Consider the following 16709-nt stretch of genomic DNA (forward strand, 5'->3'; position numbering starts at 1 on the left):
GTTGAAAGGGGGAAGCGGGATTGTTTCACAGATTCGCGAACGGTCCAACGACGCGGGCCCCATACAAAAAACGCCCGCCTTGCGGCGGGCGTCGTCGACTCGCGTCTCCATGACGCGGCTTGCTATTGCCAGGCGGGCGCCGGCGTGATCAGCGTCGTATAGGCGGTCGCAGGGAGCAGCGTGATCGTGGAATTGCTCTGGCCGCCATACGTTTCGTGCACGAGGCCGAACGTCACGCCGGTGACCGGCACCACGACGGACTGCCCGTCGCTGCGCGACGCGCTGAGCGTGATCGACACGCCGGGCTTCAGCGTCGCCGTCACGTTCGACGAGTTGAACACGAGCCGCTGCTTCGCGAGCGTGCCGGCGTCGGACAGGTACGGGCTGCGGATCGGCATGCCCTTGTAGTACTTGTTGTACTTCGTCAGCACCGCGTTCAGCAGGTCGCCGAGCAGCGTGCTGGTGCCGCTGTACGCGCGCAGGTTCGACTGGTGGAACATCAGTGGCCGCATGTCGTACGTGAGCAGGTAGGTCACCAGCGTATCGGACACGTGGTCGAGCACTTGCGCGTAGGTCTGGTCGACGCCCCACCGCGTCGGGTCGATCCCGTTCGCGCCGTAGAAGTAGTTGTATTCGGCGACCCATTCCGACGGTTGCGATACGTTGTAGAACAGCGCCGTCGGATAACGCGGGATTTCGAAGATGCTCGGGTTCACGCAGTTGTACTTGCCGGCATTGAACGGTGGCAGCGACCAGGCGACGCCGTTGTTGTTGACAGGGCAATTCGGCGTGCCGACCGGCGGCGTCGGCTTCGACGAGTCGGACACGAGCACGTTGATGCCGTACGACTGGAGTGCGCCCAGCGTCGGCGCGTAGTAGAGGCCGGAGATCTCGGGCGTCACGATGACGGTCTTGTTGTATTTCTCGAATCCGAAGCTCTGCGCGACCGCGTTGTTGTTCTGCAGCTCGGCCGTCACCTGGCTGGGCGTGATCGTGATCGGCGGGTTGATTATCGGCTCCAGCAGCGCATGGTCATACGTATGGGTAATCCACTTGAACTCGTACTCGTTTGCGTTCACCTCGGTGCTCAACGAGTCGGTGCCGCTCGGCGGGTAGTTGCCGAGACCGCCATCGGCCGTGTCGAAGCCCGCGCCGTTGAAGGCGAACGTGAATTTCAGCGCGCCCGCATTCGCGGTGCTGGCGTTGACGTTGTCCTGCCAGGCCATTGCGTTGTCGAAATCGGCGCCGCTCATCCGGTACTCGCACGCGGTCATGCCGGTGGTCTGCGAAACGCCGCCGAGCGGACACTGGCCCGCAGGGCTCGTGCTCGTCTCGGCGCCTGTCGTCACGTTGTACCAGTAGCCGTACAGCGACAGCGCATACGGGTAGATCTCGTCCGGGATGCCGATATCGTCGATCTGCGGATCCATGTACGCGTGCCGCACGCCGACGAACAGCCCGCGCGTGACCCAGTTGACGAGGCCGTACGACAGCGTCATCGAATGCATCAGGTACGGGTTGTTGTCGAACGAGACCGCCATGATCTCGCGCGACGTGCTGTCGCCCGCGAGCGGCGTCGTGTTGCCGAACAGGCAGGTCGATGCGACCGAATAGGTGACGCCGGTCGACGCCGTGCCCTGGATCTGCGTCGTCGTGGTCGTGCCGGCCGGCAGCGGGCTCGCGGGCGACATGAAGTAGGTCCACGCGTTCTGCACCGTCAGCGGATTCGTCGCGCTCGTGCCGGCGTTCATGTACGGGAACAGCGTCTTGCCGGTGGTCGTCAGCGTCGTGCCGAGCGGCGACGCGGTCGTGTCCCGGTAGCCGACGTACTGCATGCAGCCGGTGTCGCCCGGCCACGTGTAGACGCTCGCGAGCCGCACGTTGTACTTGAACTGGTAGCGCGCGAGCGTCGTCGCGAGCGCGCCGCCGGCGAACGGATTCATGTAGCGGGCGTCGCTGATCGGCATGATGATGCCCTGGTACATCGCATGGTCGCCGGTTTCGAGCGTGGGCAGCGTCGGGGCGTTGGTGTCGTACGACCAGATCGTGTACGGCACGCCCAGCCGGTCGAGGATCGTCTGCGTCGCCTGCAGCTCGGGCGTGTTGCCGGCCTGCTGGCTGGCGAGCACCAGCACCTTCAGGTCGATTTGCGCATCCAGCGGGACGGCGTGCGAAACCTGGGCGACGGCGCAGAGCCCGGCCGCGGCCAGCCCGCGCGCCAGTGGTCCGGGGGAGTGGAACAACGTTCGCATTGCACTCATGGCAAACCTCACGCATCAGTGATCGAATGGATGAATCTTTTCTCCGACAACGACTTCAGCGTGATGCCTATAGTTGTTGCGGCTTGAACTTCCCGACGTTCGTCGCCTCGCTCGGATGCGGGCCGCTCGGAAGCTTCGGGAACTTGGCCGGGATGCTTCCTTTCGACGGCAGCGAGCCGTGGCCGGCGTGGCGTGGTCCGTTGCCGGCGGCAAACGACGCTGTCGTGCCGAGCGCGGCGAACGCGACGGCGCTCGCGCAAAGACCGGTCAGCACCGCGCGCCACACGCGCAGCGCCCCGTTCGTTCCTCGCACTTTCATGGTGTCCTCCTGAAGCGACTGGCGTCGTTCGAGACGTTGCAAAAATGACTTCCCGTTCGCCGGCCTGCCTGGCGTGTCGCGCCAGGCGTCGCTTCCGGGATGCGTCGGGTTCAACGAAACGGAACGTTCGTACCGGGCAGCGGCCTGTTCCGGCGCGGCGTCGGCGCCGCCGTCGTGTTCCTGCGGGGGCGACACCGGCGTGCGCACGCCGGTGTCGCGCGCATGCGAACCTGCTTCCTGTTGCTAGCGAACACCGTGCCATCTGCGCTAACGTGATGATTCGATGGGGGAATTTGTTTTCATGACGCGCGCGTCACGGTGCAACGCCGGAAAAACGTTTCACGCGTGATCGACGGGGGAACGGGGGCCGATGCGGGAGCCGGCGATGACCGCATCGGCCGGCGAGGATGCCGGCGCGGCGGGGGAAGGGGCGGCGATGCGGGGGAGATATCGGCCTATGCTGGGTCGGCGGGGTCAGTGGAGTGGGCCGGTCATGGCTGCCGGGGCGCTGTGGCGGGCGGCGTGCCGTCGCGGAACAGCGTCATCAGTTGCGCGCGCAACTCGGGCGTGTCGGTGTGCTGGTGCACCGCGACCGCGTGCTGAACCGCGGCCTCCAGCAGTTCGCTGTCGGAATCGGCGGAGATCGCGACCGAGCAGTTCGTCGCGCTGGGAAACTCGCGGCAATCGATATAGCGGCGAGACATGATGTTCTCCTCACAGGAAAGGGACCGGCCGGGTTCTTCGCGCGACCGCCGGTGCGTCGCGACACGGGCGTGCGTCACGTTCGGGGAATCGATGAAAAAAGTATAGGCGGCGCAACGCGGCGGTTCGGCGCCGCGGCGGGCCCATTCGGGATCGGGCACTTTGCGGCCGAGCGCGCCGCGCGGCGCCGCCCGTGACGCGCGCAATTTGACCTACGCTATAAGCGCGCGCGGAACGCGGCGCGTGCCTGCACGCGTTCCCGCGCGTCATGAGGGTTTCGAGGGTTCCATGTCATGGAGGACGAAATGTCGATTCGACTAGGAGAAGAAGCGCCCGATTTCACGGCCGAGACCACCGAGGGCACGATCCGCTTTCACGAGTGGATCGGCGACCACTGGGCGATCCTGTTCTCGCATCCGAAGGACTTCACGCCGGTGTGCACGACCGAACTCGGCTACATGGCCGGGCTCAAGCCGGAATTCGACAAGCGCAACACGAAGATCATCGGGCTCTCCGTCGACCCCGTCAGCGATCACCAGCGGTGGGTGAAGGACATCGAGGAGACGCAGGGACACGCGATCAACTATCCGATGATCGGCGACGACAACCTGGTGGTCGCGAAGCTGTACGACATGATCCACCCGAACGCGAGCGGCGGGCCGCGCACCGCGGTCGACAACGCGACGGTGCGCTCGGTGTTCATCATCGGGCCGGACAAGAAGGTCAAGGCGATGCTGGTCTACCCGATGAGCGCGGGGCGCAATTTCGACGAGGTGATGCGGCTGCTCGATTCGCTGCAGCTGAATGCGCAGCACACGGTCGCGACGCCGGTGAACTGGAAGCCGGGCGACGACGTCATCATCCCGACGTCGGTGTCGGACGACGACGCGAAGAAGAAATACCCGCAGGGCTTCAGGACCCTGAAGCCGTATCTGCGGTACGTCACGCAGCCGCGTTGACGGCATGACGGGGTGCGGATCGGCTCGCCCTGCGAGGCGGCCGACCGCGTGGGCGGGCGGCGACGCGGCGCGCAGTGCGGGCCGCGCGGCGCCGGGGAAGGTGGCAGGACAGGTGGCAGGACAAGCGGCGGAGCGACATCGTGATGATTTTCCGGCAACTCTTCGATCAACAATCGTCTACCTATACGTACCTGCTGGCCGATCGCGCGTCCCGGGAAGCCGTGCTGATCGATCCGGTGTTCGAGCAGGTGCGCCGCGATGCGGCGCTGATCGACGAGCTCGGCCTGCGGCTTGGCGTGACGATCGACACGCACGTGCACGCCGATCACGTGACGGGCGCCTGGCTGCTGAAGCAGCGCACCGGCAGCGACATCGCCATTTCCGCGGCGAGCGGCGCGGCGGGCGCGGACCGCTATCTGCGCGACGGCGACCGTTGCGCGTTCGGCGGGCGCTACCTGACCGTGCGCGCGACGCCGGGCCACACGAACGGCTGCATCAGCCTCGTGCTCGACGACGAATCGATGGCGTTCACCGGCGATTGCCTGCTGATCCGCGGCACCGGCCGCACCGATTTCCAGCAGGGCGACCCGCGCGCGATGTATCGCGCGGTGCACGGGCGGCTCTTCACGCTGCCGGAAAGCTGCCTGCTGTACCCGGCGCACGACTACCGCGGGCTGACCGTGACGAGCGTCGGCGAGGAGCGGCGCTTCAACCCGCGCCTCGGCGGCGATCTCAGCGAGGACGATTTCGCCGGCTACATGACGAACCTCGGGCTGCCGCATCCGCGCCAGATCGATGTCGCGATGCCCGCGAACCTGAAATGCGGGATCACCGCGAGCGCGCCGGAGCGGAAGGACGAGCCCGACTGGGCGCCGCTCGTCTACACGTTCGCCGGCTTCTGGGAAATCGATCCGCAGTGGCTCGAGGATCATCTGAACGCGGTGCAGGTCGTCGACGTGCGCGAGCCCGCCGAATTCACCGGGCCGCTCGGGCACATTCCGGACGCGACGCCGATTCCGCTCGGCGAACTGGCCGCGCGCGCGGCCGAGCTCACGCGCGACCGGCCGATCGTGACCGTGTGCCGCGCGGGCGGACGGTCCGCGCAGGCGACCGTGATCCTGCGGCAGGCGGGGTTCGACGCGATCGCGAATCTCGGCGGCGGCATGCTGCGCTGGCGCGCCGACGGGCGCGCGGTCGTGAATGGCCGGCTTTAGCGCCGGCGGCCGCATCGCGGGACGCCGGCGCGAGCGGCCGGCAGCGCGCGGCGGTTCGACGTGACAGCAGCAGTGGCAGCATCGCGACGCCCCCCGATTACAGCGTGTGCCTGGCCGACAGCGCGAGCGTCAGCAGTTCGTCGAACTGCGTGATCAGCTCGAAGCACAGCAGGAACGCAAGCGTGTACGCCGGCGCCGGAAAGCGCCCGATCAGCCGCAGCACCGCCGGCGCATAGTGCGCGCGGATCGCGTCGCGCGTCATCAGCCACGTGATCGCGACGCCGATCGCGGCGCCCGCCAGCAGGTCGGTCGGATAGTGAAAGCCGAGATACGCGCGCGGCACGCAGATGAACACGATCGTGTACAGCAGCGCGAGCACGCCGACGCGGCGCGACATCAGGAAGATGCCGGTCGAGATCGCCATCCACAGCATCGCGTGGTCGCTCGGAAACGAACTCCATGTCTGCAGCGTCGCCGCGCGCAGTTCCGAGGACGGAAAGTGCAGGTGCAGTTCCGGGTTGTAGATCGGCCGCAAGCGGAACGGCAGGGTTTTCGCGAGCAGTCGGCCGGTCGCGAGCGCGACGAGGCCGCTCGCGATCGTCGCGACGATCATCTCGCGCTGCCGCTCGCTGCGCGGGCCGGGCTGGAACCACAGCCAGCACAGCACGGGAACGAGCACGAAGCCCTTGAACGTGTACAGGCCGGCGACGACGCGGATTGCATGATTCAGCAGCGGGCTGAGCGTGATCCGGGTGAGGAAAAGCTGGATGGCGGTATCGAAACTGTTCATGTTCTGCGTTTCTCGGCGCAAGCGCCACGGGAGGCAAGTATGTCCACCCGGAATTGCGAAGAAAATGCGAAAAAATACCGGGAATCCCCTGATGAAACAGGTCTTTCGGCAAGGGGCCGGATGCGCGCGGGCCGTGCCGCAACGCGCATGCGGCGCATCGGCGTAGCCGCGCCGGGCCGGATGCGGGCTCCAGAAAAATACTTCGGTGAACTGGAAAATTGAACCGATTGGTCTGCGCATTGCATGACATGCGTGCATCGGTTTCGCGATCCGGTTGAACCTGCCGGACGATGCGCGCTCGCGCATCAGTCACACAAAAATAAAAAACGGGCGGGCACGATGTGCGTGCCCGCCCGGTATGCAACGCGCCGGCCGTGCCGGCGTGCGTGCCGCGTCAGCGCCGCCGGATCCGCACGGCGAGCGCCGCGAGCGACGCGGCGACGGCGAGCGCGAGCACCGCGGTCCAGCCGAACTGCGCGAGCAGCTGGCTGCCGATCGCGGCGCCGGCCGCCATGCCGATGAACATGCCGACGAACAGCACCGCGTTGAGGCGGCTGCGCGACGCGGGATCGATGCGGTACACGATCGACTGGTGCGCGATCAGCGTCGCCTGCACGCCGAGGTCGAAGCCGATCGTGCCCGCCGCGAGCAGCGCGAGCTGCGCGTGCGCCGGCAGCAGCGGCGCGGGCGCCATGATCGCGAACGACAGCGCGGCGATGCCGATGCCGAGCCGCGTGACCCTTTCCGGCCCGTGACGGTCGGCGAGCCGTCCGGCGACCGGCGCGGCCAGTGCGCCGGCCGCACCTGCGAGGCCGAACGCGCCGGCCGCCGCGCTGCCGAGATGGAACGGCGCGCCGTGCAGCATCACCGCGAGCGTCGACCAGAACGCGCTGAAGCCGACCGACAGCAGCCCTTGCGCCAGCGCCGCGCGCCGCAGCGCGGGATGGCGGCGCCACAGCTCGCCGAGCGAGCCGATCAGCGCGCGATACGGCAGGCGCGTCGTCGGTTCGAAGCGCGGCAGGCCGCGCGCGGCCACGACGCCGATCGCCGCGACGCTCGCGGCGGCGATCACGAACATCGCGCGCCAGCCGACGTTCTCGGCGACAAAGCCGCTGACCACCCGCGACAGCAGGATGCCCATCAGCAGGCCGGTCATCACGGTGCCGACCATCCGGCCGCGATGCGCGTCGTGCGCGAGCGTGGCCGCGGCCGGCACGACGTCCTGCGCCATCGTCGCGGACAGGCCGATCGCGAAGCTCGCGGCCAGCAGCAGGCCGATCGACGGCGCGGCCGCGGCCAGCAGCAGCGCGCCGACCAGCGCGGCCGCCTTGGTCACGATGACGCGGCGGCGGTCGAACCGGTCGCCGAGCGGCGCGAGCAGCAGGATGCCGAGCGCATAGCCGAGCTGCGTCAGCGTCGGCACGAGGCCGACCGCGCGCGCGGACGCGCCGAGATCGGGCCCGAGCACGCCGAGCATCGGCTGGCTGTAGTAGAGCGGGGCGACCGCCAGGCCGGCCGCGGTGGCGAGCAGCAGCACGAGCCGGCCGTCGAGCGGGGCGGCGGCGGTGGCCGCGTGCGGCGGGGCAAGCGGCGCGCGGGCCGCGGCGTCGAGGTTCGTCGGGGTGGACATGATGGGCATCCTGCGTCGGGTGAATGAATGGACGCGAGTGTGCCGGCGTGGCGCGGGCGACGGTAGTACCGTGCGGCGCAGATTTGTTATACGCTTGGCGTATGAAAGATAAATCCCCTGTCAAGTCCGCTGCTGGCGGGTCTGCGCGTCATCGCACGGTTCCGGTGGAGGGGGCCGGCTATCGTTTCGAGCTGATGGAAACCTTCGTGCGCATAGTCGAATCGGGCAGCCTGTCGGCTGCCGCCGCGCAACTGAACACGACCCAGCCGACGATCAGCCGCCGGCTGCAGGCGCTCGAGCGCTCGCTCGGCGTGCGGCTGCTGCAGCGCACGACGCACACGATGCGGCTGACCGTCGACGGCGAGCGCTGCTTCAAGCGCGCGAAGGAGCTGCTGGCGAGCTGGGCGTCGTTCGAAGCCGACCTGCGCGGCGCGCAGGAGGAGCCCGAGGGGCTGCTGCGGGTCGCGGTGCCGCACGCGTTCGGGCAGGAGCGCTTCGTCGGGCCGCTGGCGCGGTTCCTGCGCGACTATCCGCGCGTGTCGGTGGAGTGGCTGCTGCAGGACGAGGTGCGGGATTTCATCGGCAGCGGCATCGACTGCGCGATCCAGGTCGGCGAGCCGACCGATCCGGGCGTCGTCGCGATCCGGCTGTCGAAAGTGCCGCGCTTCGTGGTCGCTGCGCCGTCGGTGCTGAGCGGCGCGTCCGTGCCGGCCGAGCCCGACGCGCTCGCCGGGCTGCCGTGGCTCTCGCTGAGCACCTACTATCGCAACGAACTGGCGCTGACGCATGCGGGCACGGGCGAGACGCGGCGCATCGCGATCCGGCCGCGCATCAGCACCGCGAACCTGTATGCGCTGCGCAGCGCCGCGCTGCTGGGCGCAGGCGCGTGCGTCGGCTCGTCGTGGCTGCTGGCGGACGACCTGGCGCACGGGCGCCTCGTGCATCTCGCGCCGCAATGGGAGGCCGCGCCGCTGCCGGTTTATTTGACCTATCCGTATGCGCAGTTCTATCCGTCGAGACTCGTGCGGTTTGCCGCGCTGATGCGGGAGGCGGTGCCGACGCTGGTCGAGGGGCACGCGAGCTGACGCCCGGCACCGACGCCGCGGCAAGCGCGCTCAGCCGCGCCGGATGCCTTCCGGCAGCGCGCTGATGCGTTGCACTTCGGGCGAGTCGAGCCACGCGCGCGACGCGACGCAATCGACGAACATCGCGGTCGCATCCTCGCCCCAGAACAGTTCGCCGTCCCATTCGAACGTCGGCACGCCGAACACGCCGTGCGCGATCGCGTGGTCGGTATGCGCGCGCAGCGCGTCCTTCACGGATGGCGCATCGACGGCCGTGACGCCCTCCGGAAACCCGACCGCATCGCACAGCGCGGCGAAGCCTTCGGGCGACCCGACGTCGTGGCCGTCGCGCCAGATGTGCCGGAAGATGCGCCGGATCACGTCGAGCGAGCCGCCCATCGCGATCGCGAGGCGCAGCGGGCGGATCGGATTGAACGGATGCGCGGGTGGCATCCGGAACGGGATGCCGAGCTTGTCGGCGCGATACTGCGCGTGACGATAGGTGAAGACGCGCTTCGCCGCGATCTCGGCGGGCGCCTTTTGGCCCCAGTGCACGAGCAGTGCGCCGAGCACGATCGGGCGCGGCTCGATGGTCAGCGTCGGCGGCAGGCGCTCGAACTGTTCCTGCTGCAGATAGGCGAACGGCGAAACGAAATCGTAATACCACGTTGCGGTGGTCGCGGTGCTCATCGCGGGTGCTCTCCGAGGCGTGTGCGGGTGCGGCCGCCGGTGACGACGGCGGGAACGCACGGCGTGTCGAGGCGGTCGCGGATGCGGGCCAGTGTCGCATGCGGGCGGGTTTCGCGCACCCTCGGCGGCGCGCGGCGTTCGACCGTCAACCCTCAACCCTCAACCGGTTTCGACCAGCGCCGCGAGCTTCGCGAGCGCCATGCGCCAGCCCGTCTCGTTGTCGGCGACCGGCACGCCGGGCGGCAGGCCGTCGTGGACCGCGTCGATGCGCGTGCCGCCGGCGTCGTCGGACAGCGTGATCGTGATCGTCATCGCGCCGCGCAGCCTGGGATCGTCGGTTTCGAATGCGTCGATCTCGACGACGAGTTCATTCGGCACAAGGGTCACGAAGCGGCCGTGATAGGAGTCGGTGCGGGCGGTGGTCTTGCCGACGCCGGTTGGTGCGTCGTAGGTCAGCGTGATGCGGAACGCGCCGCCTTCGCGCGCATCGAACGCATCCACGCGGCAGGTCATGCCGTCGGGCGCCTTCCACTGCTCGATCGCATGCGGATCGAGCAGCGCGCGGTAGACCTGCGCGCGGGGCGCGTTCAGATGCCGGCTGACGCGGGTCGAGTTCAAGCGAGCCATGGCGTTTCCTCCGGAAGAACGTTCGGTCGAACACGGGGCGTGCCGTCGCGCGTCCTCAGTCAGCACACGGTCAGCGCAGCGTGGCGGCCAGTTCGTCGAGCTGCGTGATGCAGATATTCCAGCCGTCGAAGAAGCCGAGCTGCTCGTGCCGGTCGCGCGTCGCGGCGTCGGGATGCATCACGCGGGCTTCATAGCGGCACCCCGCGGCGGCGTCGCTCATCGTGACGATCGCGGTGAACCCGAGCCACGGCGTATGCGGCCGCCAGCCGCCGGTGAGCATCGACGTGAACACGATGCGCGCTTCGGGCGCGATCTCGAGGAAGCAGCCCGGGTTGTCGCTGGCGCCGCCGTCGGGGCCGTGCATGAACGTGTGGAATGCGCCGCCCGGCCGCAGGTCGAACGCGCGCACCTCGGTGGTCCAGGGCTTCGGGCACCACCACGCCTTCAGCAGTTCGGGATCGGTCCACGCGCGCCACAACGCGGCGCGCGGCGCATGCAGGACGCGGGTGATGACCAGGTCGCGGGCGTCAGCGGGTTCGGATGACATCGGCTTGCTCCTCTGCATGATGGCGTTGGTCGAATTCGACCATGCGGTCGGACCGCGCTTCCCACCTCGCGCGTTGCGCGGCGATCCACTGCTCCGCTTCCGACAGCCGGCTTCCGGCCAGTGCGCAGGTGCGCGAGCGTCCGCTCTTCCGGGTCCTCGAGCACCGCGACATGCTTCATGAAGGACGGCAGCGCCATGTCGAACGGCGCCGCCAGCGCGGACACGGTCTGCTCGCCGCAGCCGAGCGCGCTGATGATCGCGCAGCGGGTCGGGTCCGACAGCGCATGGAACACGTCGCTGATGCCGGCATCAAGGTTAGCCATGCGGCTAAATATAGGACAGGGCCGCGCGAGTCGCCAGGCATCAAATGCAAAAATGCCGGCCGGGATTATATAAATAATCGAAACCATTTTATTTTATTTGCAGTGCGGCAATTTGATTTATCTCCGGGAGTGCCTGTTTCTGACGGGATCCGGTCCGAAATCGCGTCCGGATATCCTGCCCTTTTATTGGCTGTCAACGATTCGGGCGGAAATGTAAAGCATTGCAATATTTCATTCCGGTTGGTGCTTTGCGGTTGCGGTTTGCTAATTTATTTGGCAGGATTTTCAGTGAGTTGTCCGGATTGAAAATAACAAAAAGGTCGATTATTTGATTGGCCGAAAAAATGTGCCGGGAGAGCAACGACAACAACAGATAGCTGACGGAAACAGGTAACGAGGCGGCGAACATTCCGAACGTGTTCGCGATCAGTGAGTCAATCGCTTGCCCGGCCGCGTCGATGCATCACTCGAGCGATCCGGGCGAATCCGAAACGGGGCTGTCATGGCGACGCTCAAGAACGATTCTTCCGGGGAAGCATGCCTGCTCCACCCGCATCACGTGTTCGGCCGCGACGCCGCGCGCTGCGACACGGTCATCCCGGATCCGTCGGTTTCCCGCGTCCATGCCCATATCCGCTGGATCGGCGGGTGCTGGGAACTCCACGATCACAGCAGCAACGGCACGTCGATATCGGGCGCGCCGTTGCGCGACGGCGAGCACGCGGTGCTGAAGCAGGGCGACGTGATCCGGTTCGGGATGGCGGGCCTCGCGCCGTGGCGTGTCGATTCGCTCGACGACCCCGCCGATACGCTCTGGCCGATCCGTGGCGCGGCGCGTCCGATCGTGCTCGAAGCGAGCCAGATCCTGCCTGCGCACGCCGCGCGGCCGGTCACGATCGTCAAGTCGCCGGCCGGTGAATGGCTTTGCGACGACACGTTGCCGCCGCGAACCTTGTGTCACGGCGACGAAGTCGCGGCCGGAGACGCCGCGTGGCGCCTCGCGCTCGTGCGCAGCAGCACGACGATGCTGCTCGGCGCGCCCGCCGGTCATGCCGTGCCGGCGCAACTGCTCGAATTCTTCGTCAGCCAGAACGAAGAGCATGTGCGGATGCTGCTGCATGTTCGCGGGGGCGTGGTCGACCTCGGCGAGCGCGTCCATCACTACAGCCTCGTCACGCTGGCGCGCGCGCGCGCCGTCGACATGCAGGCAGGCTACGACGCCGCCGCGCAGGGCTGGATCGAGCTCGACCAGCTGGCGCGCATGCTCGGTATCGATTCCTCCCATGTGAACGTGCAGATTCACCGCGCGCGGACCCAGTTCGCGGCCCTGCCGGCGCTCGACGCGAACCAGCTCGTCGAGCGCCGGCGCGGCAGCGTTCGCTTCGGCGATTTTCCGTTCCGCATCATTCGCGGCGAGCGCGTCGAGTGCCAGTCGGCGCCGGGCATCGATCCGCGCATCGGCGTGCGCCGTCTGTCGCCGGGTCCGGTCGTCCAAACGCTATGAGCGCGATGAAAACGGCCGTGCCGCTTCCCGCGTACCGCGAGCCGGTCGCGCCGGGGACGCCGGAACCGCGCCCACCCGTTCCACCGCCCGCCGCCGCCGCCGCGCCGTTCGCCGAGCTCGCCGGCAAGCGGCGCTACCGTCTCGGCCCGCTGCTGGGCGAAGGCGGCAACGGCGTGGTCTTTCGCGCCACCTGCAGCGACACGGCGCAGGACGTCGCCATCAAGCTGATGCGGGACGATGCGACGAAGTCCGCGGCGGAGCGCGCGCGCCAGCGTGCGCGCTTTCGGCGCGAGACGCATCTGTGCGAGGGGCTGCGCCACCCGAATATCGTGGCGCTGCTGGACAAGGGGGAAGCGCCTGACGGGCGGCTGTTCGCCGTATTCGAGTTCGTGCGGGGCCGCACCCTGCGCGACCGGCTTGCGGGCGACGGGCCGCTGTCGGCCGTCGATACGGGCCGGCTGATGACGGAGGTGCTCGACGCGCTCGCGGCCGCGCATCGGCGAGGCGTCGTGCATCGGGACCTGAAGCCGCAAAACATCGTGATTGCGATGGCCGACGACGGGCCGCACGCGAAGCTCCTCGATTTCGGCATCGGCGCATTGCTGCCCGGCATGGAGGGCGTCGACGGCAAGACGGCGACGCAGGCGACCGAAGTGCTCGGCTCGCCGCAATATTGCGCACCCGAGCAATTGCGCAACGAGGCGCCGACGCTCAAGAGCGACCTGTACGCATGGGGCCTCGTCGTCATCGAATGCCTGACGGGCGAGGTCGTCATGCGTGGCGCGAGCGTGGCCGACATTCTCTATCAGCAGCTCAGCCCGGTCGATATCGCGCTTCCTCCGTCGATCGCATCGCATCCGCTCGGCTCGGTATTGCGCCGCGCGTTGAGCAAGAATCCGGAGCAGCGTGCCGCGTCGGCCGACGAACTCGCCGCGCAGTTTCGCGCGCTCAATTTCGCCGCGCTCGTCGGCCAGTTCGATGCCTGCCATGCAAGCCGGCGGGCGCGCCCGCGCACGCTCGCGCCGCGCGGCGAGACGACCGGCACGGTCGGGGAGTACCGGCAGATCACCACGCTGTGCTGCTGCGTCACGATCGCGGGAGAGGGCCGGCAGCGGCATGCCGGCGCCGATCACGGGGACACGCTCGACGGCTACGAAGCGCAATGGCTGACGACGTGCGCGGACATCGCCGTCGGTTATGGCGCGCAGGTCGGCGGGCGGCTCGGCGACACGCTGCTGTTCCATTTCGGCCTGCAGGGCGATATCGACCGGCCCGCGCGCCGTGCGGCGCGCGCGGCGCTCGACATGGTGCGGGTCGCCGCGCGGGCCCGGCTGCCGGCGCCGCCGGCTTTTGGCAGCCGCGCCGCCGGTGAAAGCTGGCACGTGGAAGTGGCCGCCGCGATTCACGTCGGGCAGGTTCTCGCTCATGCGTCGCTGATGTCGGGCGTGTCGACGCCCGCCGCGACGTCGAGGCTGCTGCGTCTTGCCGGGCCGGGGCAGATTCTGATCAGCGACGATGCCCGGCTGTCCCTCGAACGGCATGCCGACTATCTGCCGACCCCGCTGCGGCTGACGCGCGCGGGCCTCGCGCCACTGCCTGTCCATGAATTGCTCGGCGAGCGTCGCGCCGACACCCCGCTCGATTCGCTCGACGACAACGTGATGGCGCCGATGATCGGCCGCGCGCGCGAACTCGACGCGCTGCTGCGCGCGTGGCAGGAGGCGCTCGCATGGCAGCGTCGCGAGACGCGTGGCGAGCCTGCGCCGCTCGGCGTGCCGAGGCTCGTCGTCGGCGAGGCGGGCATCGGCAAGTCGCGCCTCGTCCACGAGCTGTGCGAGACGGTCCGGGTGCAGGGCCATGCGTTCGCGCATTGCGCGTGCCTGCCCGAGCGGGAGAATCACGCGCTGTTTCCGATCCTGCGGTTTATCGGTGCGCATTGGCACATCGATGCCGATTGCCCCGTCGATCTCGCGCTCGCGGCGATCGACGAGATGATCGCGCCGCTCGAATGCGATCATGCGGCGGCCCGTGTCGCGCTCGCGACCTGGCTCGGGCTGCCGTGCGACGCCAAGGGGTTCCTGTGGTCGAGCGCGCGCGAACAGCACGTGCTGTTCGACGTCCTGGAGCAACTGATCGTTTCGCTCGGCAACGGTGCGCAGATCCTGCTCGTCGTCGAGGATGTCCAGTGGCTCGACCGCTCGACGGAGGAGTTTCTCGCGTTCCTGCAGCGTTCACCGCGGGCGCGGGCCATCTGCGTCGTGCTCACGTCGCGCCCCGACAAGCTCGGCCGCTGGCGCGGCTCGACCGAGCGCCTCGTGCTGCGCCGCCTGTCGCGCGACGACGCGCAGCGCCTGGTCTCGGAGCTGCTCGGCCAACGTGTGCTCGATCCGGCCTGGCTCGGCCAGCTCGCCCAGCGTACGGCGGGCATCCCGCTGTTCATCGAGGAAGTCGCGCGCGAGCTCGTGACGAGCGGCGCGATGACCAACGCGGACGGCGCGCCGCCGGGGCTGCGGGCAACAGACCCTTATCCGCTGCCGGTCAGTCTCGGCGGCATGCTGGGTCTCGCGTTCGACTGGATCGACGACGCGCGCGACACCGCGCAGCTCGCCGCGACCATCGGGCTCGAAGTGGATGCGCAGTTGCTCGCCGGCGCGTCGCCGCACGATCGGGCCACACTCGACGCGCATCTGCGGCTCCTGCTCGAAGAGCGCATCGTGTACGCGCAGCATCGGCGCGATCGCGTGTTCTATTCGTTCCGCCACGCGCTGATTCGGGATGCGGCCTATGAATCGATGCCGCCCGCCGTGCGGCGCGGCAACCATGCGCGCGTGGGCCGCGCGCTGGCTGTGGAAGCCGATCGCGGGGCCGGCGCGCATGCGTTCGGCGTCGCCTGGCACTTCGCGCGCGCGGGCGCCTTCGCCGACGCGATCGGCCACGGCATCGAGGCGGCGCGTCGCGCACTCGAACGCTCCCGGTATGACGACGCGATCCGCTACGGGCAGGCCGTGTCCGACTGGCTCGTCAACGCCGACTACGCACAACGCGAGCACGACAGCGCGCGCATTCGCGCCACGTTGACGCACGCGACGATGGCGCGGTTCGGCTGGGCCGATCCGCAGGTGCGCGAGCATGCGGACCAGCTCTTGCGGCAAGTGCGGACGCTCGACGACCAGGAGCTCGCGATCAGCGCGCTATGGACGCTGTCGACCTACTACCACGTCGCCGGCGATCGCCCGACCGTGCGCGGGATCAGCATGCGGCTCGACGCGCTCGCCGCCGATCGCGGCGATGCGGGCGTCCAGGTCGCGGCGGACGCGATGCGCGGCATGGGCCTGTGGGTCGACGGCCACTATGCGCGAGCCCGGGTGGCTTTCGAAGCGGCGCTGGCCGGCTACGACGTGCGGCGCGACGTGGACCATCGGCGCATCCTGGGGCTCGATACGCGCGCGTGGACGATGGCGTCGCTCGCAAGCGTGCGCTGGTGCGTCGACGACGATCCGCAGGGGGCGCTCGCGATGGCGCGCGAGGCCGTGCACTGCGCGACCTGCCTCGACCATTTGCCGACGCTGGGCGTCACGATGATGTACCTCGCGCGCATGCACCAGCTGGCCGGCGACCGCGATGCGGCCCGCGCCACGTCGGAGGCGATTCTCCGCCTGTCGGACGCGCATCGGCTGCGCGCGGTCGAGCACTACGTCGCGATCATTCATGCGTGGACGCGCGCGGATCGCGCGGAGGCCGCCGCGCACATCGAAGCGCAGCGGCAATCCGGCGGGCTGCTCGGCCTGACCTACTACGCGTCGCTGATCGCCGAGATGGATGCCGAGCGCGGCGACTACGACGCTGCGCTCGCGCAGATCGAGCAATGCCTGGCCTGGTGCGATTCGACGGGAGAACGTTATTACGAAGCACAACTGTTGCTGAAAAAATGCGAGTACCTGCGCCATGCCGATCGGCGAGGCAGCGGCGAGGCCGCGCTGAACGCGTGCCGGCGCGCATTCGGGATTGCAACAACGGCGGGCATGGTCCGTATCGTCAGGCAAGCCGACGAGATGTTGCATGCGTTGCAGTAAGGGGTT

At 68.5% G+C, this 16709-nt stretch carries 15 protein-coding genes and 1 pseudogene; 7 read left to right on the forward strand and 9 right to left on the reverse strand.

Annotated features, from left to right (window positions below; all coding sequences use genetic code 11):
• Positions 1 to 122: 122 nt before the first annotated feature.
• From ACFIMZ_RS19925 to ACFIMZ_RS19935, 3 genes are all read right to left on the reverse strand, one after another.
• On the reverse strand, positions 123 to 2252 hold the full coding sequence (locus tag ACFIMZ_RS19925) for a hypothetical protein (RefSeq protein ID WP_431824065.1): 2130 nt from the start codon (positions 2250 to 2252) through the stop codon (positions 123 to 125).
• 76 nt (positions 2253 to 2328) lie between these two features.
• Positions 2329 to 2787, reverse strand: coding sequence for a hypothetical protein (locus ACFIMZ_RS19930; protein ID WP_431824066.1), 459 nt, complete (start codon positions 2785 to 2787; stop codon positions 2329 to 2331).
• Between the two features lie 284 nt (positions 2788 to 3071).
• Positions 3072 to 3284, reverse strand: a complete 213-nt coding sequence (locus ACFIMZ_RS19935; RefSeq protein ID WP_431825452.1) for a DUF1059 domain-containing protein — start codon at positions 3282 to 3284, stop codon at positions 3072 to 3074.
• Positions 3285 to 3587: 303 nt separating this feature from the next.
• Between ACFIMZ_RS19935 and ACFIMZ_RS19940 the strand changes: the two genes are divergently transcribed.
• On the forward strand, positions 3588 to 4241 hold the full coding sequence (locus ACFIMZ_RS19940; RefSeq protein ID WP_431824067.1) for a peroxiredoxin: 654 nt from the start codon (positions 3588 to 3590) through the stop codon (positions 4239 to 4241).
• 143 nt (positions 4242 to 4384) lie between these two features.
• Positions 4385 to 5455 (forward strand): rhodanese-like domain-containing protein, encoded by a 1071-nt coding sequence (locus ACFIMZ_RS19945; RefSeq protein WP_431824068.1) that lies wholly within the window; start codon positions 4385 to 4387, stop codon positions 5453 to 5455.
• A 97-nt stretch (positions 5456 to 5552) separates the two neighbouring features.
• Here the strand turns inward: ACFIMZ_RS19945 and ACFIMZ_RS19950 are convergent, their stop codons facing one another.
• Positions 5553 to 6245, reverse strand: coding sequence for a phosphatase PAP2 family protein (locus tag ACFIMZ_RS19950; protein WP_431824069.1), 693 nt, complete (start codon positions 6243 to 6245; stop codon positions 5553 to 5555).
• 39 nt (positions 6246 to 6284) lie between these two features.
• Here ACFIMZ_RS19950 and ACFIMZ_RS19955 point away from each other — a divergent pair, with 39 nt between their 5' ends.
• Positions 6285 to 6467 carry a hypothetical protein gene (locus ACFIMZ_RS19955; RefSeq protein WP_431824070.1) on the forward strand — a complete coding sequence of 61 codons (183 nt, stop codon included), beginning with the start codon at positions 6285 to 6287 and terminating at the stop codon, positions 6465 to 6467.
• Positions 6468 to 6639: 172 nt separating this feature from the next.
• On the opposite strand, the gene ACFIMZ_RS19960 is transcribed toward ACFIMZ_RS19955, so the two are convergent.
• Positions 6640 to 7875 (reverse strand): MFS transporter, encoded by a 1236-nt coding sequence (locus ACFIMZ_RS19960; RefSeq protein ID WP_431824071.1) that lies wholly within the window; start codon positions 7873 to 7875, stop codon positions 6640 to 6642.
• Between the two features lie 101 nt (positions 7876 to 7976).
• Between ACFIMZ_RS19960 and ACFIMZ_RS19965 the strand changes: the two genes are divergently transcribed.
• Positions 7977 to 8960 carry a LysR family transcriptional regulator gene (locus ACFIMZ_RS19965; protein ID WP_431824072.1) on the forward strand — a complete coding sequence of 328 codons (984 nt, stop codon included), beginning with the start codon at positions 7977 to 7979 and terminating at the stop codon, positions 8958 to 8960.
• 30 nt (positions 8961 to 8990) lie between these two features.
• Here ACFIMZ_RS19965 and ACFIMZ_RS19970 read toward each other — a convergent pair whose 3' ends face one another.
• The 4 genes and pseudogenes from ACFIMZ_RS19970 to ACFIMZ_RS19985 form a co-directional block, all read right to left on the reverse strand.
• A complete protein-coding gene (locus ACFIMZ_RS19970) occupies positions 8991 to 9629 on the reverse strand; it encodes a 2-hydroxychromene-2-carboxylate isomerase (RefSeq protein ID WP_431824073.1) in 639 nt (212 codons plus the stop codon).
• Between the two features lie 159 nt (positions 9630 to 9788).
• Entirely contained in the window at positions 9789 to 10256 is a 468-nt protein-coding gene (locus ACFIMZ_RS19975; protein ID WP_431824074.1) for an SRPBCC family protein, read from the reverse strand.
• Positions 10257 to 10326: 70 nt separating this feature from the next.
• The gene (locus ACFIMZ_RS19980) at positions 10327 to 10803 is read right to left on the reverse strand and encodes an SRPBCC family protein (RefSeq protein WP_431824075.1); all 477 of its coding nucleotides are present in this window, start codon (positions 10801 to 10803) and stop codon (positions 10327 to 10329) included.
• Positions 10784 to 11084 (reverse strand): annotated as a pseudogene (locus ACFIMZ_RS19985) (ArsR/SmtB family transcription factor). The gene ACFIMZ_RS19980 and the pseudogene ACFIMZ_RS19985 overlap by 20 nt, the downstream one beginning before the upstream one ends.
• On the opposite strand from ACFIMZ_RS19985, the gene ACFIMZ_RS19990 reads away from it, so the two are divergent.
• The 3 genes from ACFIMZ_RS19990 to ACFIMZ_RS20000 all read left to right on the forward strand — a co-directional run bounded on the left by ACFIMZ_RS19990 (position 10974) and on the right by ACFIMZ_RS20000 (position 16703).
• Positions 10974 to 11432: a hypothetical protein gene (locus tag ACFIMZ_RS19990; protein WP_431825462.1), complete on the forward strand. Its 459-nt coding sequence runs from the start codon at positions 10974 to 10976 to the stop codon at positions 11430 to 11432. The pseudogene ACFIMZ_RS19985 and the gene ACFIMZ_RS19990 overlap by 111 nt on opposite strands.
• A gap of 196 nt (positions 11433 to 11628) precedes the next feature.
• Positions 11629 to 12630, forward strand: coding sequence for an FHA domain-containing protein (locus tag ACFIMZ_RS19995; protein ID WP_431824076.1), 1002 nt, complete (start codon positions 11629 to 11631; stop codon positions 12628 to 12630).
• Positions 12627 to 16703 (forward strand): TOMM system kinase/cyclase fusion protein, encoded by a 4077-nt coding sequence (locus ACFIMZ_RS20000; protein WP_431824077.1) that lies wholly within the window; start codon positions 12627 to 12629, stop codon positions 16701 to 16703. Before ACFIMZ_RS19995 ends, ACFIMZ_RS20000 begins: the two co-directional genes overlap by 4 nt.
• Positions 16704 to 16709: the final 6 nt, after the last annotated feature.

The organism is Burkholderia sp. F1 (assembly GCF_050813845.1).
Classification (GTDB): domain Bacteria; phylum Pseudomonadota; class Gammaproteobacteria; order Burkholderiales; family Burkholderiaceae; genus Burkholderia; species Burkholderia ubonensis.

What these genes read in the sequence shown, in the direction of transcription:
- ACFIMZ_RS19950 (WP_431824069.1), bottom strand. Translation starts at nt 6,245, where the DNA reads ATGAACAGTTTCGATACCGCCATCCAGCTTTTCCTCACCCGGATCACG.
- ACFIMZ_RS20000 (WP_431824077.1), top strand. Translation starts at nt 12,627, where the DNA reads ATGAGCGCGATGAAAACGGCCGTGCCGCTTCCCGCGTACCGCGAGCCG.
- ACFIMZ_RS19975 (WP_431824074.1), bottom strand. Translation starts at nt 10,256, where the DNA reads ATGGCTCGCTTGAACTCGACCCGCGTCAGCCGGCATCTGAACGCGCCC.
- ACFIMZ_RS19980 (WP_431824075.1), bottom strand. Translation starts at nt 10,803, where the DNA reads ATGTCATCCGAACCCGCTGACGCCCGCGACCTGGTCATCACCCGCGTC.
- ACFIMZ_RS19995 (WP_431824076.1), top strand. Translation starts at nt 11,629, where the DNA reads ATGGCGACGCTCAAGAACGATTCTTCCGGGGAAGCATGCCTGCTCCAC.
- ACFIMZ_RS19925 (WP_431824065.1), bottom strand. Translation starts at nt 2,252, where the DNA reads ATGCGAACGTTGTTCCACTCCCCCGGACCACTGGCGCGCGGGCTGGCC.
- ACFIMZ_RS19960 (WP_431824071.1), bottom strand. Translation starts at nt 7,875, where the DNA reads ATGTCCACCCCGACGAACCTCGACGCCGCGGCCCGCGCGCCGCTTGCC.
- ACFIMZ_RS19970 (WP_431824073.1), bottom strand. Translation starts at nt 9,629, where the DNA reads ATGAGCACCGCGACCACCGCAACGTGGTATTACGATTTCGTTTCGCCG.
- ACFIMZ_RS19990 (WP_431825462.1), top strand. Translation starts at nt 10,974, where the DNA reads ATGCTTCATGAAGGACGGCAGCGCCATGTCGAACGGCGCCGCCAGCGC.
- ACFIMZ_RS19940 (WP_431824067.1), top strand. Translation starts at nt 3,588, where the DNA reads ATGTCGATTCGACTAGGAGAAGAAGCGCCCGATTTCACGGCCGAGACC.
- ACFIMZ_RS19945 (WP_431824068.1), top strand. Translation starts at nt 4,385, where the DNA reads ATGATTTTCCGGCAACTCTTCGATCAACAATCGTCTACCTATACGTAC.
- ACFIMZ_RS19955 (WP_431824070.1), top strand. Translation starts at nt 6,285, where the DNA reads ATGTCCACCCGGAATTGCGAAGAAAATGCGAAAAAATACCGGGAATCC.
- ACFIMZ_RS19965 (WP_431824072.1), top strand. Translation starts at nt 7,977, where the DNA reads ATGAAAGATAAATCCCCTGTCAAGTCCGCTGCTGGCGGGTCTGCGCGT.
- ACFIMZ_RS19935 (WP_431825452.1), bottom strand. Translation starts at nt 3,284, where the DNA reads ATGTCTCGCCGCTATATCGATTGCCGCGAGTTTCCCAGCGCGACGAAC.